Genomic DNA, 21,102 nt, shown 5'->3' with positions numbered 1-21,102 from the left:
GGGAGCGGCGACAAAAGGAAGGCCCCGGAGCGCGACGCTCCGGGGCCCTTTTCTTCCCGCGATAGCTGCTGGCAGGCGCCTTACAGCTTGCCGGCGCGCTGCAGGCGCATCATGAAGGTGTCGAAGGTGTATTCGGTGAGCTGCGCCCACAGATAGGCATCCTTCTTGAAAGCCTGCTGGCTCTCGTAAACCTTCTTGAAGGTGGGGTTCTGCGCGTTGATCTCTTCGTAGGTCTCCATCGCCGCCGCATAGCAGGCTTCGAGGATCTCCTGGCTGAAGGGGCGGAGCTGGGCACCCTCGGCGACGAGCTGGCGCAGGGCGGCGGGGTTCTTGTAGTCGTAGCTCGCCATCATGTCGGCATTGGCCGCCCGGCAGGCCGCGTCAAGAACCGCCTTGTAGCTCTCGGGCAGGCCGTCCCACTTCTCCAGATTGACCAGCGTGTTCAGCACCGGGCCGCCTTCCCACCAGCCGGGATAGTAGTAGTACTGGGCCACCTTGTTGAAGCCGAGCTTCAGGTCGTCATAGGGCCCCACCCACTCCGTGGCGTCGATGGTGCCCTTCTCCAGCGCCGGGTAGATGTCGCCGCCGGCGATCTGCTGCGGCACCACACCGAGCTTCTCGATGATCTTGCCGCCCATGCCGCCGATGCGCATCTTCAGGCCGTTCAGGTCGGCCACGGTGTTGATCTCCTTGCGGAACCAGCCGCCCATCTGGGCGCCCGTGTTTCCGCAGATCAGCCCGTAGAGGTTCTGGGTGGCATAGAACTCGTTCATCAGCTCGTTGCCGCCGCCATAGTAGAACCAGGCGTTCTGCTGGCGGTAGTTGAGGCCGAACGGGATGGCCGTGCCCAGCGCATAGGTGGGGTCCTTGCCCCAGTAATAGTAGGAAGCGGTGTGGCAGAGCTCCACCGTTCCCGCCGAGGCGGCATCAGCCGCCTGCAGGCCCGGAACGATCTCGCCCGCAGCGAAGACCTGGATCTGGAAATTGCCGTCCGTGGCCTCGCTGACGAACTGCGCCATCGTCTCCGCCGCGCCGTAGATGGTGTCCAGCGACTTGGGGAAGGACGAGGTGCAGCGCCAGGTGATCTTGGGCTGCGACTGGGCAATCGCCGGCGCGGCGAGCGCCGCGGACCCTGCGGCGCCGACGCCGGCAAGGCCGGCCTTCTTGATGAATGAACGACGGTCCATGGATCTTATCCTCCCATTATATGGATCGTAAGGTCGGTTCGATGTCGCGCGGCCATGCACGCTGGCAGGTTCCCCGCGAATCGATGGGTAGCAGTGCCACGCCGCGCAAGACAAGTCCAGAACGTGGCAGGCAGTTGGAAAGGATCGCGCAAGGGGCTAAATGTCGGGCAGCGCGCCGGGCCGGCCGGAGCGCCCGACAGGCGGAAAGGAAGCCATGGATCAACCCCTCGTTGCCGTTTCCACGGATGTAAAGACGTTCGAGCGCTACACCTGGCACGCAACGCCCGAGCCCTATCTGGAAGCGGCCATATCGGCCGCCGGCGTGCTGCCCGTCCTCGTGCCCTGCTTCGGCGGGCGCCTCGACCTCGATTCGCTGCTTTCCTCGGTCGACGGGGTGATGCTGACGGGGGCGAAATCGAACGTCCACCCCTCCCGCTACGGGGCCGAGGCGGACGAGAAACACGGCCCCTATGACGAGCGGCGCGACGACACCACGCTGCCCCTCATCCGCAGGGCGATCGAGAAGGGGGTGCCGCTTCTGGCCATCTGCCGCGGCATTCAGGAGCTCAACGTGGCGCTGGGCGGCACGCTGGCTGGCGAGATCCAGGAGCAGGAAGGCGCGCTCGACCACCGTTCGCCGGAAAGCGAGAACCAGGATGAGCGCTTCGCCATCCGTCACGGTGTGAACATCGCGCCGGGCGGCTGCCTGGCCCGCCTCTTCGCGGAGCGAGAAATTCGCGTGAACTCGGTGCACCGCCAGGGGATCGCCCAGCTTGCCCCGAACCTGCGGGTGGAGGCGACAGCGCCCGACGGCACCATTGAGGCGGTCTGCGTGGCGGGGGCGCCGGCCTTTGCCGTCGGCGTTCAGTGGCATCCCGAATACTGGGCGGCGAGCGACGCGCCCTCGCGGCAGATCTTCGAGGCCTTCGGCGCGGCGGTTCGTGCCCATCGCAGCGCCCGCGCGGGCGCCAGCGCCGCCGCATAGGCGCCTACTGGACGACAAGGGCCATGAGCGGCCGGGCCGGGCGCAGCGACTCATAGGCCACGCCGTCGGCGGCGAAGAACTCCGCCACGATCCGGCCATCCGCCGCCTCCAGAAGAACCGTGCCCTCCTGCTCGCGCCAGTAGCGCGCTGTGCCGAGCGACAGGGCGGGACCGCGGCAGTCCCCCTCGAGCGCGACCTCTGCGCGGCCGCTGACATCCGCCCCGCGCCGTGCCAGGGTGCATCCCGACCGGCGACCGGCGACATCCAGGCGATAGTGCGCAGGCACCGACCCGGCGGTCGCAAGGGCCGGCTCGGCATTTTCTTGCGAGTCGAAGGCCGGCAGGGCAAGCGCGGCGAGCGCCGTGGCAGCGAAGGCGGCAAGGGCCGGTTTCATGGGCTTTCCCCCTGTGCCGTTGAAGGGCCCGGCCATTCTCTCCGGCAAGGGTTAAGCCAATCTTTCGGCGCGCAGCCTCAGCGGCCGGCCACCAGATGCGCCGTCTCCGCAACGGGAGTGAGCGCCCGACCCCTGGTGAACCAGGCGACGAGATTGTCGACCACCAGATCGGCCATGGCCTGGCGCGTGTGCAAAGAGGCCGAGCCGACATGCGGCAGCAGGCAGGCATTCTCGCAGGCAATCAGCGCTTCCGGCACGTTCGGCTCGTCGGCGAAGACGTCGAGGCCGGCGGCCAGGATGGTGCCGGCGCGCAACGCCTCGATGAGGGCCGGTTCGTCCACCGTGCTGCCGCGCCCGACATTGACGAACACACCGTTGGGGCCGAGCGCTGCAAGCACCTCGGCATTCACCGCCTTGTGCGTCGCCGCGCCGCCAGGCGCCACCGAGATGAGCGTGTCCACGGCCGAGGCCAGCGACAGCAGCGTCGGGTGATACTCGTAGTCGACGCCTTCCACCGGGCGGCGGTTGTGATAGCTGACCGGAAGGCCGAACGCCTCCACGCGCCGCGCAATCGCCCGGCCGATGCGCCCCAGCCCGAAGATGCCGACGCTGCGCCCGCGCAGCGTGGCGCGCGTCAGCGGATAGGCGCCGTCGCTGCGCCAGCGCCCGGCGCGCAACCACGCCTCGGCCTTCGGCAACTCCCGCACCGTGTTGATGAGCAGCCCCAGCGCCGTATCCGCCACCTCCTCGGTCAGCACGTCCGGCGTGTTGGTGACCATCACCCCCCTGCTGCCGGCATGGGCGGCATCGACGGAATCGTAGCCGACGCCGAAATTGGCGATGATTCGCAGCTTGGGCAAGGCGTCGATGAACGCCGCGTCGATGACCGTGGCGGCAGCGATTCCCTCCACCGACTGCTTCATCTCGTCGGTGAGAAGCGCCGTATCCGCCCTGTCGATCCTGACCAGATGGAACTGCTCCTCGATGCGCTCCAGCGCTCGGGAGGGCAGCTTTCCCGGCACCAGGATCGTGGTTTGCGCGCGCTTCTCGCTCATCAGGCTTGCCTCCTTGCCTTTGCAGGTTGCACGGTAGGCGCTGGCACGGCGCTTGTGAAGAAGGTGCCGTGCCATGCCCGCCACCAGTCTGCACGATTGCCTTGCAGCGGCGGATGTGCATATTTGTTTCGGAGCTCGAAAAAATTGATCGTTGCGGTGCCGGCGCCCACGAACGGGCGAGATTGCCGGCGGCAGCGGGGAGGAAACGCATGTATCTCGGCATCGACCTCGGCACCTCCGGGGTGAAGGCGCTCGTCATCGACGAGGCGCAGACGGTGGTGGCGTCGGCCACCGGGGCGCTGACGGTTTCGCGCCCCCATGCGGGATGGTCCGAGCAGGATCCGGCGGACTGGATCCGTGCCACGCAGGAGGCGCTGGCGACGCTCAAGCGTTCGCACGGCAAGGCACTTGCGGCCGTCAGGGGCATCGGCCTGTCCGGCCAGATGCACGGCGCGACTCTGCTGGACGCGGCCGACACGTCGCTGCGGCCCTGCATTCTGTGGAACGACACCCGCAGCCACGAGGAAGCCGCGGCGCTCGACGCCGATCCGCGCTTTCGGCAGATCACCGGCAACATTGTCTTTCCCGGCTTTACCGCGCCCAAGCTCGCCTGGGTGAGGCGGCACGAGCCGGACATCTTTGCGCGTACGGCACGGGTGCTCCTTCCCAAGGACTATCTGCGCCTGTGGCTGACGGGCGAGCATGTCTCGGAAATGTCGGACGCGGCGGGCACGGCCTGGCTGGACGTGGAGAAGCGCTGCTGGTCGCCGCAGCTTCTGGCGGCAACCGAACTTGGCGAGGACCACATGCCGCGCCTGGTGGAAGGCACAGAGCCGGCCGGCACGCTGCGCGGCGAACTGGCCGACCGCTGGGGCATGGGCCGGGATGTCGTGGTCGCGGGAGGCGCCGGGGACAACGCGGCGTCCGCCTGCGGCGCAGGCACGGTGAAGCCGGGGGCGGCCTTCGTCTCGCTCGGCACGTCCGGCGTGCTGTTTGCCGCAAACGGCGCCTATCTGCCCAACCCGGAGAGCGCGGTGCACACCTTCTGCCATGCTCTTCCCGGCACCTGGCACCAGATGGGCGTCATCCTTTCGGCCACCGATTCGCTCAACTGGCTGTCCCGGATCACCGGCGCCAGCCCGGCGGCGCTGACCGGGGAGCTGGGCGAAACGCTGCGCGCGCCGACGGGCGTGACCTTCCTGCCCTATCTTTCCGGCGAGCGCACACCGCATAACGATGCCGCCATCCGCGGCAGCCTGACCGGGCTTGCCCACCAGAGCGACCGGGCCGCGCTGACCCAGGCGGTGGTGGAGGGCGTGGCCTTCGCCTTTCGCGACAGCCTGGAAGCGCTGCGCCGGGCGGGCACGACGCTTTCCCGCGTCACCGCCATCGGCGGTGGCTCGCGTTCGTCCTACTGGCTGAAGGCCATCGCAACGGCGCTGGGACTTCCCGTCGACGTGCCGGCGGAGGGCGATTTCGGCGCCGCCTTCGGCGCCGCCCGGCTGGGCCTTGTGGCCGCGCGCGGTGCCGATCCGCTGGCCGTCTGCACACCGCCGAGGATCGCCGCCACGGTGGAGCCGGAGGAGACACTGACCCCGGCCTATGAGGCGGCCTACCGCCGCTATCGCGAACTCTACCCTGCCATACGAGGAGCCACGACATGAGCACTGGATTTTTCGGCGACATCAAGCCCGTCGCCTATGAAGGGCCGGACAGCGACAACCCGCTTGCCTTCCGCCACTACAACCCCGACGAGATGGTGCTGGGAAAGCGCCTGGAGGACCACCTGCGCTTCGCCGTGTGCTACTGGCACAATTTCGTCTGGCCGGGCAACGATCCCTTCGGCGGCCAGACCTTCGAGCGGCCGTGGTTCGGCGAGACGATGGAGAAGGCGAAGCTGAAGGCGGATGTGGCCTTCGAGATGTTCAAGATCCTGGGCGTGCCCTTCTTCACCTTCCATGATCACGACGTGCGGCCCGAAGGGGCGAGCTATGCCGAAAGCGTCGCCCGCCTCGACGAGATGGCCGACTACATTGCCCGGAAGATGGAGGACGGGGGACCGAAGCTGCTGTGGGGCACGGCGAACCTGTTCTCCAACCGCCGCTACATGGCGGGGGCCGCCACCAACCCGGACCCCGACGTGTTCGCCTATGCCGCGGCAACGGTGAAGGCGTGCATGGACGTCACCAAGCGCCTGGACGGCCAGAACTATGTGCTCTGGGGCGGCCGCGAGGGCTATGAGACTCTGCTCAACACCGACATGGGCCGCGAGCTGGATCAGCTTGGCCGCTTCCTCTGCATGGTCGTGGACTACAAGCACAAGATCGGCTTCAAGGGCACCATCCTCGTCGAGCCGAAGCCACAGGAGCCAACCAAGCACCAGTACGACTACGACGTCGCCACGGTCTACGGCTTTCTCAAGCGCTACGGGCTCGAAGGCGAGGTGAAGATGAACATCGAGCAGGGCCATGCCATCCTCGCGGGGCACTCCTTCGAGCACGAGCTGGCGCTGGCCGCCACGCTGGGCATCCTCGGCTCCATCGACATGAACCGCAACGACTATCAGTCGGGCTGGGACACCGACCAGTTCCCCAACAACGTGCCCGAGGTGGCGCTGGCCTATTACCATGTGCTGCAGGCCGGCGGCTTCACCACCGGCGGCACCAATTTCGACGCCAAGCTGCGCCGCCAGTCGCTCGACCCGGAGGACCTGATCGCCGCGCATGTGGGCGGCATGGACGTGTGCGCGCGCGGGCTGAAGGCGGCAGCGCGCATGATCGAGGACAAGGCCCTGTCCGCCCCCCTGGAGGCACGCTATGCCGGCTGGAAGGACGCCGAGGCGCAGGCCATGCTGAGGGGCGAGCGCACGCTGGAGGAGATCGCCGCGCGCGTGGCGAGAGAGGGAATAGACCCGCAGCCGCGCTCCGGCCAGCAGGAAAAGCTGGAGAACGTCGTCAACCGCTACGTCTAGCGACACGGGCGCGTCTCGGCAGGTCGTCTCGCCGGCCGAGAGAAAATTTTGCCCTCCGCCCGCGCCTTCCGAAGGCGCGGGCGTATTTTTTGCCGCCACGGGCACCGGGGCTGACATATTTTTCTATACAACTGTCGTCAAAACTTCATTGGACCGCCTTCATCCCGACAGGATTATCGCGCAGATTCCGGGCTGCAGATTCGAGGACGCCAGCTCTCCCGGTTGGAGGCGACAGGATGACTTTTGACAAGAGAATCGAAGCGGAAATCGACGCGCTTCTTTCGCGCAGCGAAACCGAATCCTTCGTCGACACGCTTCTGAGGATGCCGCACGCAGCCGCCGCCAACGACGCCGACGAGAGCTGGGAGAAGCTGCTTAACGCCCGCCTTCAGGCGCGGTTGGCCCGCAGGATGCGGGAAAAGCTTGAAGGGGAGCAGACGTCCAGGGATTCGCGGACAGCGGCATGAGCCGGCATGCGCGCCTATTGCAGGGCGAGAAAATCCTCGATTTTCCGGGCCGCATCGAGAAGGCACGGCAGAACGATCTGCCGCATCTCCTCGCAGGTGAACCGCGCCGACTGCGTGGAAACGTTGAGGGCGGCGGCAATGCGCCCGCCAGGCGCGCGCACCGGCACGGCGATCGACCGCAGACCCAGCTCCAGTTCCTCGTCGACGATGGCATAACCCTGCCGCCGGACCATGGCCACGCGGGCCGCCAGCGCCTGCCGGTCCGTCACCGTCTTGGGCGTGTTGGCGCGGATCGCCGCCTTGTCCAGAAAACGGGCGAGTTCGGCCTCATCCAGGTCTGACAGGAGCACCCGGCCCATCGACGTGCAATAGGCCGGCAGCCGCGCCCCCGGCCCGAGCGAGACGGACATGATGCGCCGCCCCGCCACGCGCGCGACATAGACCACATCCTCCCCCTCCAACACCGCCGCCGAGCAGGACTCCCCCAGCGCCTGCGAGACCGCGCGCATGACGGGCTGCGCATGGGCCCAAATCGACGAGCCGCCGAGCCAGGTGCGGACAAGCGACAGAAGCCTGGCCGAAAGCAGGAAATTGCGCCCCTCCTGCCGCACATAGCCCTCTGCCACGAGCGTAAGCAGCAGCCGGCGGGCACCGGCGCGCGTCAGCCCCGTGGCTTCCGCCACCTGCGTAAGCCGCAAACCGGCCGGGGCGCCGGCAAGAACCTCGATCACGCCGAGCCCCTTGGCCAGCGACCCGACGAAATCGCGCGCGGAGGCCCCGCCTTCCCGCATTGACTTGTCTGCATCATCCATCTATTTCTGTATCGCATATAAAACTTATGTTCGCAATACGAACTTTGGAGAGAGCGATGGCGCGCTTCCTGCCGCTAGAGGAGGCCATGCGGGAGAACCTCAAGGACGGGGACGTCGCCGCCTTCGAGGGCTTCACGCATCTCATCCCCACGGCGGCCGCGCACGAGGCGATCCGGCAGGGCCGGCGGGAGCTGACCCTCGTGCGCATGACACCGGACATCGTCTACGACCAGATGATCGGCATGGGGCTTGCCCGCAAGCTCGTCTTCTCCTACGCCGGAAATCCGGGTGTCGGGCTGCTCAGGCGCCTGCGCGACGCGGTGGAGAACGGCTGGCCGCATCCCATCGAGATCGAGGAGCACTCGCATGCCGCGATGGCCAATGCCTACGAGGCGGGTGCGGCGGGCCTGCCCTGCGCCGTCTTTCGCGGCTACCGCGGCGCCGGGCTTGCGGCGGTGAACCCCAACATCAGAACCGTCACCTGCCCCTTCACGGGCGAGCTGCTGGCCGCCGTGCCCGCCCTTCGGCCCGATGTCGCCTTCATCCATGCGCAGAAGGCGGACCGGCAAGGCAATGTCCTGGTGGAAGGCATTGTCGGCGTCCAGAAGGAGGCGGTGCTGGCCGCCCGCCGCGCCGTGGTGACGGTGGAGGAGGTGGTGGAGGACTTCTCCGGTCTCCACCCCAATCTTTGCGTGCTGCCACACTGGACCGTGACGGCCATCTGCGTGGTGCCTGGCGGCGCGCACCCTTCCTATGCCCATGGCTACTATGCCCGCGATAACGCCGCCTATCTGGAGTGGGACGCGGTGGCCGCCGACCGGGACCGCTTCCGCGACTGGATGGAGGAGAACGTGATGAGAGCCGCGCCGCAGGACTTTGCCCGGCGCGTCGAAAGGCTGCGGGTGGGACGATGAGCGATTTCACGCCCAACGAGATGATGACGATCGCCGCCGCGCGGGCACTCACCAGCCGGGATGTCTGCTTCGTCGGCATCGGGGCGCCATCGGCCGCCTGCAATGTCGCGCGCCTCACCCACGCACCGGGCATCACCCTGATCTACGAATCCGGTACCATCGGCACCGCGCCCGATGTGCTGCCGCTGTCCATTGGCGATGGCGAGCTGTGCGAAACGGCGCTTACCACCGTTTCCGTGCCGGAGATGTTCCGCTACTGGCTGCAGGGCGGCCGCATCACCGTGGGTTTTCTGGGCGCGGCCCAGATCGACCGCTTCGGCAACATCAACACCACGGTGATCGGCGACTACCACAGGCCGAAGGTAAGGCTTCCCGGCGGCGGCGGTGCACCCGAGATCGCCACCTCCTGCCACGAGGTCTACGTCACCATGGCCCAGTCGAAGCGCGGCATGGTGGAGAAGATCGACTTCTTCACCTCCTTCGGCCATGGCGAAGGCGGCGACCACAGGCAGCAGCTCGGCATCGGAACGAAAGGGCCGACGCTGCTCATCACCGATCTGGCGATCTGGAAGCCCGACCCCGTGACCAGGGAGTTCACCGTCGTCTCGTTGCATCCGGGCGTCACGCGCGACAAGGTGCAGGAGACGTGCGGCTGGCGCGTGGCCTTCTCCGACCGCCTGGAAGAGACCCCGCCGCCCACCGAACCGGAACTCGCCACGTTGCGTGCGCTGAAGGCCCGCAGCGAGGCCGCACACAGGGGTGCGGCCCCGGCCGCAAGAAGAGGATCGAAGGATGGCTGAAGCCTATATCTGCGACTATATCCGCACGCCGATCGGCCGTTTCGGCGGGGCGCTTTCTTCCGTACGTGCCGACGACCTCGCCGCCCTGCCCCTGAAGGCGCTGATGACGCGCAACAAGGGTGTGGACTGGGGCGCGGTGGACGACGTGATCTATGGCTGCGCCAACCAGGCGGGCGAAGACAACCGCAACGTGGCGCGCATGGCGCTTCTGCTGGCCGGCCTGCCGGTCGAGGTGCCGGGCACGACGATCAACCGGCTGTGCGGCTCCGGCCTCGACGCGGTGGCCACGGCCGCCCGCGCCATCAAGGCCGGCGAGGCGGAGCTGATGATCGCCGGCGGCGTGGAATCGATGAGCCGGGCGCCCTTCGTGTTGCCGAAGGCGGAAACCGCCTTCTCGCGCAATGCCGAGATCCACGACACCACCATCGGCTGGCGCTTCGTCAACCCGCTGATGAAGGCGCAATACGGCGTGGACTCCATGCCCGAGACCGGCGAGAACGTGGCCGAGGACTACCGCATCAGCCGCGCCGACCAGGACGCCTTCGCGGCGCGCAGCCAGGCAAGGGCGGTGGCCGCGCAGGAGAACGGACGCCTGGCCAGGGAGATCGTGCCCGTTACGATTTCCCGGCGCAAGGGCGAGCCCGCCGTCGTGGAGAAGGACGAGCACCCGCGACCGGGCACCAGCGTGGAGGCGCTGGCGAAGCTGCCCACGCCGTTCCGCGAGGGAGGAACGGTGACGGCCGGAAATGCATCCGGCGTGAACGATGGCGCGGCCGCCCTCATCGTGGCCTCGGAAGCGGCGGCCAGGAAGCACGGCCTCACCCCCATTGCCCGCATCCTGGGCGCGGCGACGGCCGGCGTACCCCCGCGCATCATGGGCATGGGCCCGGTGCCCGCCACCAGGAAGCTGTGTGCCCGCCTGGAGCTGCAGCCCGCCGACTTCGACGTGGTGGAACTCAACGAGGCCTTCGCCTCGCAGGCGATCGCCGTGCTGCGCGAGCTGGGGCTTGGCGAGGATGCCGCGCATGTGAACCCGAATGGCGGCGCCATCGCGCTCGGCCATCCGCTCGGCATGTCCGGCGCGCGCCTCGCCGGCACGGCGGCGCTGGAGCTTGCGGGGCGCGGGGCGCGGCTGGCCCTTGCCACCATGTGCATCGGCGTGGGCCAGGGCATCGCGCTGGCACTGGAAAAGGCCTGATGACACCCTTGCGGCTGTAGCCTTTTGTGGCTACATTTGAACCACAAAGGAGAATGGACATGGCCACCGATACCGTTGTGCGCGCCCGCATCGACGCCGAAACCAAGAGGGAGGCCGCCGCCGCCCTCGCCGAGATGGGCCTTTCCGTCTCGGACTACATCCGCATGGCCCTTGTGCGGGTCGCCCGCGACAAGGCGGTGCCCTTTCCGGTGAAGGTGCCGAATGCCGTGACCGTCAGGGCAATGAAGGAGTTGGACGCCGGCAAGGGCAAGAGGTTCGAAAGCGCGGAGGACCTGTTCAAGGATCTGGGCATCTGACGTGCTGGTTGCGGTTCGGTCCACCCAATTCAAGCGCGACGTCAAATTGGCGGAGAAGCGGGGCAAGGATCTGGGCAAGTTGCGGATCCTTCTGCGGCTGCTTATCGAGCAGAAGCCGCTGCCCGCCGCCTATCGGGATCACCCTCTGAGAGGCAGGTGGCAGGGCTTCCGCGACGCACACATCGAAGGGGACTGGCTGTTGATCTACCGTGTGGTCGGAAACGAGTTGCAGCTTGCCCGCACCGGCACCCATGCCGACCTGTTCAAGGAATAGCCCGCTCCGCTGCGGGTGTGTCAGTTGAGCGGAATGTCGTTTTCGGCCTTGCCGGCCTGGTAGATTTCCGAAAGCCCCTCATAGAGGGTCGAAAGCCGCGCAATCTGCGCCTCTGCCTGTCGCCGCTCAGGCCCCGGCAGGGCGCCGGCGAGCTCGCGGATGGAATGGGCGGTCCAGAACGCGTTCCGACGATTGTAGCCGCCTGGGTCGAGCCGGAAGACCTCCTTGAGGATCCTCAGATCGTGCGGGATGGCGAAGGCGTCGCGCGAGTCCTCATGGCTAAAAAGATAATAAAAATTATCGAAGCCGCACCAGGTAATGGCAGACAGGCACAGCGAACAAGGCTCGTGGGTGGAAAGGAAGAGGCAGTCCCTTGTGGCCGGTCTTTCCCGTCTCGGCAGTTCGTAGAAGCGTTTGAGCGCGTGCATCTCCCCGTGCCAGAGCGGGTTTTCGCGTTCGTTGTTGGTCTCCGCCAGCACCAGGGAAAGGTCATCCTTCCTGAGAATGGCAGCACCGAAGAGCTTGTTGCCGGCGGTTACCCCGGCCTTCGTCCTGGGCACGATGTCCTGTTCGATGACATCGAACAGGCGGCGGAGGAAAGCGGCATCATGGGAGATCATGGTGCCTCCGGCAGGCGGACTTCAAAGGGATCGGCAAAGAAGAATTCTTCCAGATTGCTGCCTTCACCGCCGCGGTCGATGACCAGGAAATCCTGCACCTCCCCGCCGATGGGCGTGAGCACCGCGTGCCATGTATTGCGGGCATAGTTCACCCCCTGGCCCGGCTGCGCGAGGAAGGCCCGCGGCGTGCCCGGCCGGCCGGCCTCATCCGGACAGACGATCGCCAGAAAGGGCCGGGGCTGAAGCGGCACGAACGCCTGGCTGCCCAGCGGGTGACGCTCCACGATGGCCAGTTTCAACGGCAGGGGATAGGGCCGGGCGCGAAAGATGTTGACGAGCACGCGCGCACCCTCCCCCACGGCTTCCACCCTTGCCAGATCGTTGAAGCGGCGGCACATGCCGCCATTGATGAGCAAGCTCTCGGCCCCCTCGGTCTCGATCACATCGCCAAAGGGGCGGAAGGCGTGTTTCGTCAGGGGCTCGGCGGTGACGGTCTTCATCGCGCCCCGATCCGCAGCCGTGCGTGCCGGTTCACGTCCTTGTAGAGCAGGTAGCGGAAGCGGCCGGGCCCGCCCGCATAGCAGGCCTGCGGGCAGAACGCCCGCAGCCACATGAAGTCTCCCGCCTCGACCTCGACCCAGTCGCGGTTGAGCCGATAGACCGCCTTGCCTTCCAGCACATAGAGGCCGTGCTCCATGACATGCGTCTCGGCAAACGGAATGACGGCGCCGGGCTCGAAGGTGACGATGGTCACGTGCATGTCGTGGCGGATGTCGTCCGGGTCCACGAACCGGGTGGTGGCCCACCGGCCTTCGGTGTCCGGCATCGGCACCGGGGCGACGTCCTGCTCGTTGGTGAAGAAGGCCTCGGGCGCGGGAATGCCTTCAACGGCCTCATAGGCCTTGCGAATCCAGTGGAAACGCGCCGCCGCGGTGCCTTCGTTGCGCACCCGCCAGCCGCTTGCCGGCGGCAGATAGGCGTAGCCACCGGGCAGCAGCCGGCGCGCCCGCCCGTCGAGATGCACCGTCAACGCTCCCTCGACCACGAAGAGGACGCCCTGCGCCTCCGGGTCCGGTTCCGGACGGTCGCTGCCGCCGCCCGGAGCCACCTCCATGATGTACTGCGAGAAGGTCTCCGCGAAACCGGAAAGGGGGCGGGCGAGAATCCACGCCCGCGTGTCCTGCCAGAAGGGAAGACGGCTCGTCACGATATCGCGCATCACCCCCTTCGGGATCACGGCATAGGCCTCGGTAAAGACGGCGCGGCCGGTGATCAGCGCATCCTGCCCCGGCAGTCCTCCCTTCGGTGCATAATAGGGTGCATTGGTGCTCATCAGGGCAGCATCTCCTTGAGCCGCAGATAGGCGATGCGCTCCACCTGCCGGCAGGCGGTGGCGAATTCCTGTTCTCTGCCGTTTTCGATGCGGGTCTCGAAAGCGCGCAGAATCTGCTCCTTCGTGTGGTCCTTCACGGCGATGATGAAGGGAAAACCGAACTTCTGCATGTAGCGCGTGTTGAGATCGCTGAAGCGCGCCCGCTCCTCGTCCGTCAGCGCATCAAGCCCCGCAGACGCTTGTTCCCGCGCCGACTCCGGGGTCAGCCGCCTTGCCGCCGCGAGCTTGCCGGCGAGATCCGGATGGGCCTTGAGAACACGCAGGCGCTCCTCCTCGCCGGCGGCGCGGAAGATGCGCGCCAGCGCATTGTGCAGGCCGGCCGCGCTGTCGTGCGCGGGGCCGAGTTCGAGCCGGAAGGCACGCTCGGCAATCCAGGGCGAGTGCTCGAAGACGCCGCCGAAGCGCTCGACGAACTCCACCTCGCCCATGCGGCTGGGCCGCAAGCCCGGCGCCCGGTAGGGGTGATGTTCCATCCAGTGACGGGCGATGTCCATGCGGCGTGCCAGCCACACCTTCTCGTGCGCCTGCACATGGTCGATGAAACGCCTCAGCGCTGCGGCCCGCCCCGGACGGCCGACAAGCCGGCAATGCAGGCCGACGCTCATCATGGCCGGCCGCCCGGCCTCGCCTTCCGCGTAAAGCGTGTCGAAGGCATCCTTCAGATAGGTGAAGAACTGGTCGCCCGCATTGAAGCCCTGCGCGGTGGCAAAGCGCATGTCGTTGGCGTCCAGCGTATAGGGGATGACAAGTTGCGGGGCGATGGCGCCGCCCTGACCGTCATGGTCGAGCCAGTAGGGCAGATCGTCGTCATAGGTATCGGAAATCCACTCGAAGCCGCCCTCCTGGGCCGCCAGCTTCACGGAGTTGACCGACGTGCGCCCGACATAGAGCCCGCGCGGGCGCTCGCCCACCACTTCCGCGTGGAGGCGGATCGCCTCCTTCAGGTCACGCCGCTCCTCTTCCTCGGAATGGGCGCGATAGTCGATCCATTTCAGCCCGTGACTGGCGATCTCCCAGCCCGCCTCCTTCATCGCCGCCACCTGCTCGGGGCCGCGGGCCAGCGCACTTGCAACGCCGAACACGGTGACCGGCACCCCGGCCCCTGTAAAGATGCGGTGAAGCCGCCAGAAACCGGCGCGCGCACCGTATTCGTAGATCGACTCCATGTTCCAGTGGCGCATGCCCGGCCAGGGAGCGGCTCCCACGATCTCCGACAGGAACGCCTCGGACGCAGCGTCGCCGTGGAGAATGCAGTTCTCGCCGCCCTCCTCGTAATTGACGACGAACTGCACGCACACGCGCGCCCCGCCCGGCCATTTGGGGTCCGGCGGATTGGCGCCATAGCCGCGCATGTCTCTGAAATAGCGCCTCACTTTCGGCGTTCCTCTCGGATCATCGGCGTCCCAAGGATACAGTCGAAGGGGGACGGGCGCATTCCCCTGAAAAATTTGAAAGTCTTTTTGGGCTCTTTCGCGCGCACCCCCCTTATGCAAGCGCGTGAATTGCCGCACAATCGGCCGCACCAAGAAGAAAAACCAGAGGGAGAAAGAATGAGCGAGCAAGGCACGGGTCGCCTGACCACCCACGTGCTCGACACCGCCGCCGGGCGCCCCGCGGCAGGCATGGAGATCGCCCTCTACCGGCTGGAAGGCGACAGCCGCACCCTCCTCAAGACCGTGAAGACCAACGCCAACGGACGCTGCGATGCCCCTCTTCTGGAAGGCAAGACGTTCGAGCCCGGCGAATATGAAATGATCTTCGAGGTGGGCAACTATCTGCGCGCCAGGGGTGAAAAGCTGCCCGCGCGGGCGTTTCTCGACCGGGTGCCGATCCGCTTCGGCGTTTCGGAGCGGGCGCATTATCATGTGCCCCTTCTCGTCTCGCCCTACGGCTACTCGACCTATCGGGGGAGCTGATGGCGCGGGTGCGCAGGGAAATCCGCTTCCTCCTGAACGGGCGCCGCATCGCGCTCGCCAACGTCCAGCCCGAGTGCACGCTGCTCGACTTCCTGCGCCTCGAATGCCGGCTGACGGGCACCAAGGAGGGCTGCGCCGAGGGCGACTGCGGGGCCTGCACGGTGCTGGTGGGCCGCCTTGACGAGACGGGGCTTGTCTATGAAGGCGTCAATGCGTGCATCCGTTTTCTCGCCTCCCTCGACGGCTGCCACGTCGTGACGGTGGAGCACCTGAAACGGGCGGACGGCACCCTTCATCCTGTGCAGCAGGCGCTGGTGGACCATCACGGCTCGCAGTGCGGCTTCTGCACGCCGGGTTTCGTGATGTCGCTCTACGCGCTTGCCATGCGCACGCCCCATCCCTCCACGACCGAGATCGAGAAGGCGTTGCAGGGCAACCTGTGCCGCTGCACGGGGTATGAGTCGATCGTGCGCGCCGCCCGCGCCATTTCCGCCTATGGCGATCTGCGCGACGATCCGCTGGCCGCCGAGCGCGAGGCCGTGACCGCCGAATTGACGGCGATGCGCGACGGGGCGCGCGTGGAGATCGGCGAAGGGCGTGCGCGCCTCGTCATTCCAGCCAACGTGGACGATCTGGCAGAGGTGTTGGGGGCCGAGCCCCACGCCACCCTCGTCGCCGGCGCCACGGATGTGGGCCTGTGGGTGACCAAGTTCATGCGCGACATCGCGCCCGTCGTCTTCATCGGCGGGCTTTCGCAGCTTCGCACCGTGAGGGAGGAGGACGGCGTTCTGACCATCGGCGCGGGCGTCAGCTACACCCAGGCCATGCCGCATCTTGCAGCCCGCATCCCTGCCCTCGGGCCGCTGTTCGAGCGCATCGGCGGCGAGCAGGTGCGCAACCAGGGCACCATTGGCGGCAACATCGCCAACGGTTCCCCCATCGGCGACACGCCGCCACCCCTGATCGCCCTCGGCGCGCGCCTGACCCTGCGCCACGGCGAGACCCGGCGCACCATCCCGCTGGAGGATTTCTTCATCGACTACGGCAAGCAGGACCGACGGCCCGGCGAGTTCGTCGAGGCGGTGCATGTGCCCCTGCCCTCCGCCGATGCCCGCTTCGCCGCCTGGAAGGTCTCCAAGCGGCGCGACGAGGACATCACCGCCGTGCTGGGCGCCTTTCACCTGCGCATAGCCGACGACGGCACCGTTGCCATGGCGCGCATTGCCTATGGCGGCATGGCAGCCACCCCGAAGCGGGCCCGCGCCGTGGAAGAGGCGCTCGTCGGCAAGCCATGGACGCCGGCGACAGTGGAGGAGGCGCTTTCGGCCTATGAACGCGACTTCACCCCGATCAGCGACATGCGCGCCTCCGCCGAATACCGGATGCTGGCCGCGAAAAATCTGCTGAAGCGCTTCTTCCTGGAGACGAGCGGCGGCGGCCCGCTGCAGGTGACGCGCCACGAGGCAGCCTGAACCGATGACGACACACGAAGCACGCGACATCGCAAGATCGAGGATCGCAGGCGGCGCAGGCGCCGCCCACCGCCACGACTCGGCCCACAAGCACGTGACGGGCGAGGCCATCTATATCGACGACATGGCCGAGCCCGCCGGCACGCTGCACGCCTATCTGGGTCTTTCGACGGTGGCGTGCGGCACCATGCGCGCCATGGACCTGAAGCAGGTGGAGGAAGCCCCCGGAGTGGTGGCCGTTCTGACTGCGAAGGACGTGCCGGGCGTCAACGACATCAGCCCCGCCGGCCTCCACGACGAGCCCATATTTCCCGAGAAGCGGGTGGAGTTTTTCGGCCAGCCTCTCTTCGCCGTGGTCGCACAGACACGCGAGGCAGCGCGGCGCGCCTGCCGGCTGGCGAAGATCGAATACGCCGAAGAACCTGCCATCATCGACATCGCCGAGGCCAGGGCCGGGGCTGCGCGCCTCGTCGCCAGGCCGCTGCAGCTTTCGCGCGGCGATGCGACACGCGCGATTGCGGCGGCGCCGCATCGCCTGAAAGGCAGCATGCGCGCCGGCGGGCAGGACCATTTCTACCTGGAAGGCCAGATCGCACTTGCCGTGCCGGGCGAGGATGGGGACGTGACCGTCCACTCCTCCACGCAGCATCCGAGCGAGGTGCAGCACATGGTGGCCCATGCGCTGGGCGTGCCCGCAAATGCCGTCACCATCGAGGTGCGGCGCATGGGCGGCGGCTTTGGCGGCAAGGAGACGCAGGCGAATCTCTTCGCCGTGGTGGCGGCGATTGCCGCCAGACGCACCGGCAGGCCGGTGAAGCTGCGCCCGGACCGCGATGACGACATGACCGCCACCGGCAAGCGCCATGATTTCCTCATCGACTACGAGGTGGGCTTCGACGATGAGGGCAACATTCTCGGCGTCGATCTCACCTACGCGGCGCGCTGCGGCTTTTCGGCCGATCTTTCGGGCCCCGTGACGGATCGCGCGCTGTTTCATTGCGACAACGCCTACTATTATCCGGCTGTCCGCGCGGTCTCCCAGCCGCTCTATACCAACACGGTCTCCAACACCGCCTTCCGCGGTTTCGGCGGACCGCAAGGCATGTTGGGCGCGGAGCGCATCATCGACGAGGTGGCCTTTGCGCTGGGCAAGGACCCTCTGGAAATCCGCAAGCGCAACTTCTATGGCGGCGCGGGGCGCAACGTCACACCCTACCACCAGGAGGTGGAGGACAATCTGCTTGCCCGCATCGTCGCACAGGCCGAGGAGAGCGCCGGCTATGCCGCCCGCCGGCAGGCGATCGCCGCGTTCAACGAGAAGAGCGCCATCGTCAAGCGCGGCATTGCCCTGACCCCGGTGAAGTTTGGCATCTCCTTCACCGCCACCCATTTCAACCAGGCCGGCGCGCTGGTGCATGTCTATACGGACGGCTCGGTGCATCTCAACCATGGCGGCACCGAGATGGGCCAGGGGCTCTATATAAAGGTCGCCCAGGTGGTGGCCGAGGAATTCCAGATCGACCTCGATCAGGTGAAGATCACCGCGACGACCACCGGCAAGGTGCCCAACACCTCGGCAACCGCCGCCTCCTCCGGCTCGGACCTCAACGGCATGGCCGCACAGGACGCCGCCCGCCAGATCAAGAACCGGCTGATCGACTTCGCCGCCGAACGCCACGGCGTGCCCAGGGAGCAGATCGCATTTCTGCCCGGCCGCGTGCGCGTCGGCAATCAGGAGATCCCGTTTCCCGAGCTTGTCCGCGAGGCTTACATGGCGCGCGTGCAGCTTTCGGCAGCGGGCTTCTACAAGACGCCGAAAATCCATTGGGACCGCGAGGCGGGCCGCGGGCGACCCTTCTACTATTTTGCCTATGGCGCGGCGTGCACGGAGGTCTCCATCGACACGCTGACGGGCGAATATGTGGTGGAGAGGGTGGACATCGTGCACGAGACGGGCCGGTCCCTGAACCCGGCCATCGACCTCGGCCAGATCGAGGGCGGTTTCGTCCAGGGAATGGGCTGGCTGACCACGGAGGAACTGGTGTGGGACGAGAAGGGCCGGCTGATGACGCACGCCCCGTCCACCTACAAGATCCCGCTCGCCTCCGACCGACCGAAGGTCTTCAACGTGACGCTGGCCGACTGGGCAGAGAATGCCGAGCCGACGATCCACCGCTCCAAGGCGGTGGGCGAGCCGCCCTTCATGCTGGCCATTTCGGTGCTGCACGCTCTGTCGGATGCGGTGGCGAGCGTCGCCGGCCACACCATCTGCCCGCGCCTCGACGCGCCGGCGACGCCGGAGCGCGTGCTGATGGCGGTGGAACGGCTGAAGCGGGAAGCGGCAGGAAAGGCATAGAACGTTCCGCACGACGCGACTATCTTTGAGGCATGATGGCACCCGCCGCGACCACCCCGCTTGCCGGAAGCCTGGCCGCCTTCCTCGACGCCAGCCCCGTAGCGGCGCTGGTCGAGGTGCGCGAGGCGAAGGGTTCCACCCCCCGCGAGAAAGGCGCCTGGATGCTGGTCTCGCCCGAGGCTATCTTAGGGACCATCGGCGGCGGACAGCTCGAATTTCTGGCCATCGCCAAGGCGCGCGAACTGATCGCGCAGAACATCGCAACCGGCACGCTGGACATCCCCCTCGGCCCGGAGATCGGCCAATGCTGCGGTGGCCACGTGGCGCTCGACATCCGCATGACCGGCCGCGAGGAACGCGATGCGCTGCTGAGGCGCGCCGCACGGGTGGACGCCGCGCGCCCGCATGTCTATCTGTTCGGCGGGGGGCATGTGGGCCGCGCGCTCGCGGGCGTTCTGGCGATGCTGCCCGTTCGCACCGCCATCGTGGAGACCCGCGCCGAGGCGCTGGCGCAGGTGCCGGAGGGGGTGGAGCCGCACCTGACGGCGGTGCCCGAGGAAGTGGTTCGCGCCGCGCCGCCGCGCGCCGCCTTCGTGGTGCTGACCCACGATCACGCGCTTGATTTTCTGGTTGCCGCCGAAGCGCTGGCGCGCGAGGACGCGGCCTATGTCGGCATGATCGGCTCGAAGACGAAGAAGGAGACCTTCAGACGCTGGTACATGCGGCATGGCGGCGACGAGCGCCACCTCGCCCGCCTCATCATCCCCATCGGCGGGGAAGAACTGCGCGACAAGCGCCCCGCCGTCATCGCGGTGATGACGGCAGCGCAGGTGATGCGCCATCTGGGCAAAAGCGGCACCTGATGCCGGCATTTGCCCCGGCAGACGAGAAAGGATCGGATAAACAGGGAACCGAGGGCTTTGCGGGATACCGGCACCTGTTGGAAATGCGGCAGGCGCCGCACGGCCCGGCGCGCACGAAGGCGCCCTGATCGTCACCTGCCCGCCAGTATCTCGCCGATGAGGTGCTGGCAGCGGGCGGCCATGAAGTCGAGGAGCAGGCGGACCTTCAGATCCTGGAATTTCTTGTGCGGGTAGACGGCGGCGAGCTTTACCGGCACCGGTGGCGTGTCCGGCAGGATGACCTTGAGCCGGCCGTCGCGCAGGAAGGGCTCGATCTCGAAGCGCGGCTTGTTGATGATGCCGTGGCCGGCCAGCGCCCAGCCGGTGATGACGTCGCCGTCGTCGGTGTCAAAGGGACCGCGGACCTCGAACTTTCGCGGCCCCTCGGGCGTCTGAAGCGTCCAGAAATATTCGCGCACGCCGGGGAAGCGCAGCATCAGGCAATCATGCCCGTCTTCGACGAGCTGTTCGGGCCTTGTGGGCTCGCCGCGCCGTTCCAGATAGCCGGGCGCGGCCGCCAGCACCCGCTCGCAATCCATGATGCCGCGCATGCGCAGGCTGGAATCCTCCAGAAGCCCCAGCTTGAAGGCGACGTCGATGCCTTCGCGCATGAGATCGACCTCGTGATCGGAAAGCCTGAGCCGCACCTGGATATGCGGATAGAGCTCACGGAAGGCGGGAATGCCGCTGGCAATGAGCCGCTTGCCGATGCCGAGAGGCGCGGTGACGCGGATCGTGCCGCGCGGCTGGCCGGAAAGGGCCGCGACAGAGGCCTCTGCCTCCTCCACCGCCTCCAGCACCTTCTTCGCGCCTTCATAGAAGGCGCGGCCATGCTCGGTGGGCGTGAGCTGCCGCGTCGTGCGGTTCAGAAGCCGCACGCCGAGATGTTTTTCCAGCTCCTTGACGCGATTGGAGGCCACGGCAGCCGAAATGCGCATGTCGCGCCCCGCCGCCGAAAGGCTGCCAAGCTCCACCACCCGCACGAAGACCGAGATATTGTCGAGATAGGCCATGGGAACTTTCAAGCCCAACGGGGCGCGATTTTCCAGAAAATTTTGAAAGTCATCGT

The 21,102-nt window shown here is 67.1% G+C and carries 22 protein-coding genes; 13 read left to right on the top strand and 9 right to left on the bottom strand.

What is annotated here, in order from left to right; genetic code table 11:
• Positions 1-80: 80 nt before the first annotated feature.
• Positions 81-1,187 carry a TRAP transporter substrate-binding protein gene (locus NYR58_RS04660; protein WP_261519313.1) on the bottom strand — a complete coding sequence of 369 codons (1,107 nt, stop codon included), beginning with the start codon at positions 1,185-1,187 and terminating at the stop codon, positions 81-83.
• Between the two features lie 214 nt (positions 1,188-1,401).
• Between NYR58_RS04660 and NYR58_RS04655 the strand changes: the two genes are divergently transcribed.
• Positions 1,402-2,172 (top strand): gamma-glutamyl-gamma-aminobutyrate hydrolase family protein, encoded by a 771-nt coding sequence (locus tag NYR58_RS04655; RefSeq protein ID WP_261519312.1) that lies wholly within the window; start codon positions 1,402-1,404, stop codon positions 2,170-2,172.
• Between the two features lie 4 nt (positions 2,173-2,176).
• On the opposite strand, the gene NYR58_RS04650 is transcribed toward NYR58_RS04655, so the two are convergent.
• Complete coding sequence (locus NYR58_RS04650) at positions 2,177-2,566, bottom strand: hypothetical protein (RefSeq protein WP_261519311.1); 390 nt, start codon at positions 2,564-2,566, stop codon at positions 2,177-2,179.
• Between the two features lie 77 nt (positions 2,567-2,643).
• Complete coding sequence (locus tag NYR58_RS04645) at positions 2,644-3,621, bottom strand: 2-hydroxyacid dehydrogenase (RefSeq protein ID WP_261519310.1); 978 nt, start codon at positions 3,619-3,621, stop codon at positions 2,644-2,646.
• Positions 3,622-3,830: 209 nt separating this feature from the next.
• On the opposite strand from NYR58_RS04645, the gene xylB reads away from it, so the two are divergent.
• The 3 genes from xylB to NYR58_RS04630 all read left to right on the top strand — a co-directional run bounded on the left by xylB (position 3,831) and on the right by NYR58_RS04630 (position 7,059).
• A complete protein-coding gene (gene xylB, locus NYR58_RS04640) occupies positions 3,831-5,285 on the top strand; it encodes a xylulokinase (RefSeq protein ID WP_261519309.1) in 1,455 nt (484 codons plus the stop codon).
• On the top strand, positions 5,282-6,592 hold the full coding sequence (xylA, locus tag NYR58_RS04635; RefSeq protein ID WP_261519308.1) for a xylose isomerase: 1,311 nt from the start codon (positions 5,282-5,284) through the stop codon (positions 6,590-6,592). The genes xylB and xylA overlap by 4 nt, the downstream gene beginning before the upstream one ends.
• Positions 6,593-6,828: 236 nt before the next feature.
• Positions 6,829-7,059, top strand: coding sequence for a hypothetical protein (locus NYR58_RS04630; RefSeq protein ID WP_261519307.1), 231 nt, complete (start codon positions 6,829-6,831; stop codon positions 7,057-7,059).
• A 14-nt stretch (positions 7,060-7,073) separates the two neighbouring features.
• Here NYR58_RS04630 and NYR58_RS04625 read toward each other — a convergent pair whose 3' ends face one another.
• Entirely contained in the window at positions 7,074-7,871 is a 798-nt protein-coding gene (locus NYR58_RS04625; protein WP_261519306.1) for an IclR family transcriptional regulator domain-containing protein, read from the bottom strand.
• A 56-nt stretch (positions 7,872-7,927) separates the two neighbouring features.
• On the opposite strand from NYR58_RS04625, the gene NYR58_RS04620 reads away from it, so the two are divergent.
• The 5 genes from NYR58_RS04620 to NYR58_RS04600 are packed head-to-tail and all read left to right on the top strand — an operon-like array spanning position 7,928 to position 11,374.
• Complete coding sequence (locus tag NYR58_RS04620) at positions 7,928-8,785, top strand: CoA transferase subunit A (protein WP_261519305.1); 858 nt, start codon at positions 7,928-7,930, stop codon at positions 8,783-8,785.
• Positions 8,782-9,585 (top strand): CoA-transferase subunit beta, encoded by an 804-nt coding sequence (locus NYR58_RS04615; RefSeq protein WP_261519304.1) that lies wholly within the window; start codon positions 8,782-8,784, stop codon positions 9,583-9,585. The genes NYR58_RS04620 and NYR58_RS04615 overlap by 4 nt, the downstream gene beginning before the upstream one ends.
• Positions 9,578-10,783, top strand: a complete 1,206-nt coding sequence (gene pcaF, locus NYR58_RS04610) for a 3-oxoadipyl-CoA thiolase (protein WP_261519303.1) — start codon at positions 9,578-9,580, stop codon at positions 10,781-10,783. The genes NYR58_RS04615 and pcaF overlap by 8 nt, the downstream gene beginning before the upstream one ends.
• 59 nt (positions 10,784-10,842) lie before the next feature.
• The gene (locus tag NYR58_RS04605; protein WP_378074557.1) at positions 10,843-11,100 is read left to right on the top strand and encodes a type II toxin-antitoxin system RelB/DinJ family antitoxin; all 258 of its coding nucleotides are present in this window, start codon (positions 10,843-10,845) and stop codon (positions 11,098-11,100) included.
• A gap of 1 nt (position 11,101) precedes the next feature.
• Complete coding sequence (locus tag NYR58_RS04600) at positions 11,102-11,374, top strand: type II toxin-antitoxin system YafQ family toxin (RefSeq protein WP_261519301.1); 273 nt, start codon at positions 11,102-11,104, stop codon at positions 11,372-11,374.
• 20 nt (positions 11,375-11,394) lie between these two features.
• On the opposite strand, the gene NYR58_RS04595 is transcribed toward NYR58_RS04600, so the two are convergent.
• The 4 genes from NYR58_RS04595 to puuE are packed head-to-tail and all read right to left on the bottom strand — an operon-like array spanning position 11,395 to position 14,739.
• The gene (locus NYR58_RS04595; protein WP_261519300.1) at positions 11,395-11,994 is read right to left on the bottom strand and encodes a nucleoside deaminase; all 600 of its coding nucleotides are present in this window, start codon (positions 11,992-11,994) and stop codon (positions 11,395-11,397) included.
• Positions 11,991-12,494, bottom strand: coding sequence for an ureidoglycolate lyase (locus NYR58_RS04590; protein ID WP_261519299.1), 504 nt, complete (start codon positions 12,492-12,494; stop codon positions 11,991-11,993). The genes NYR58_RS04595 and NYR58_RS04590 overlap by 4 nt, the downstream gene beginning before the upstream one ends.
• Entirely contained in the window at positions 12,491-13,327 is an 837-nt protein-coding gene (locus NYR58_RS04585; protein ID WP_261519298.1) for a bifunctional allantoicase/(S)-ureidoglycine aminohydrolase, read from the bottom strand. The genes NYR58_RS04590 and NYR58_RS04585 overlap by 4 nt, the downstream gene beginning before the upstream one ends.
• Positions 13,327-14,739: an allantoinase PuuE gene (gene puuE, locus NYR58_RS04580; protein ID WP_261519445.1), complete on the bottom strand. Its 1,413-nt coding sequence runs from the start codon at positions 14,737-14,739 to the stop codon at positions 13,327-13,329. The genes NYR58_RS04585 and puuE overlap by 1 nt, the downstream gene beginning before the upstream one ends.
• A gap of 198 nt (positions 14,740-14,937) precedes the next feature.
• Here puuE and uraH point away from each other — a divergent pair, with 198 nt between their 5' ends.
• The 4 genes from uraH to xdhC are packed head-to-tail and all read left to right on the top strand — an operon-like array spanning position 14,938 to position 19,994.
• Complete coding sequence (gene uraH, locus NYR58_RS04575; RefSeq protein ID WP_261519297.1) at positions 14,938-15,303, top strand: hydroxyisourate hydrolase; 366 nt, start codon at positions 14,938-14,940, stop codon at positions 15,301-15,303.
• The gene (xdhA, locus tag NYR58_RS04570; protein ID WP_261519296.1) at positions 15,303-16,775 is read left to right on the top strand and encodes a xanthine dehydrogenase small subunit; all 1,473 of its coding nucleotides are present in this window, start codon (positions 15,303-15,305) and stop codon (positions 16,773-16,775) included. The genes uraH and xdhA overlap by 1 nt, the downstream gene beginning before the upstream one ends.
• Before the next feature lie 4 nt (positions 16,776-16,779).
• A complete protein-coding gene (xdhB, locus tag NYR58_RS04565) occupies positions 16,780-19,131 on the top strand; it encodes a xanthine dehydrogenase molybdopterin binding subunit (protein WP_261519295.1) in 2,352 nt (783 codons plus the stop codon).
• Positions 19,132-19,163: 32 nt separating this feature from the next.
• A complete protein-coding gene (gene xdhC / locus NYR58_RS04560; RefSeq protein ID WP_378074558.1) occupies positions 19,164-19,994 on the top strand; it encodes a xanthine dehydrogenase accessory protein XdhC in 831 nt (276 codons plus the stop codon).
• 131 nt (positions 19,995-20,125) lie between these two features.
• Here xdhC and NYR58_RS04555 read toward each other — a convergent pair whose 3' ends face one another.
• Positions 20,126-21,046 (bottom strand): LysR family transcriptional regulator, encoded by a 921-nt coding sequence (locus NYR58_RS04555; protein WP_261519293.1) that lies wholly within the window; start codon positions 21,044-21,046, stop codon positions 20,126-20,128.
• Positions 21,047-21,102: the final 56 nt, after the last annotated feature.

Origin of the sequence: Chelativorans intermedius, assembly GCF_025398255.1 — a bacterium.
GTDB classification, from domain to species: Bacteria; Pseudomonadota; Alphaproteobacteria; order Rhizobiales; family Rhizobiaceae; genus Chelativorans; species Chelativorans intermedius.
The sequence above is the reverse complement of the archived record's forward strand: the minus strand, read 5'-3'. Positions and strand labels throughout refer to the sequence as shown.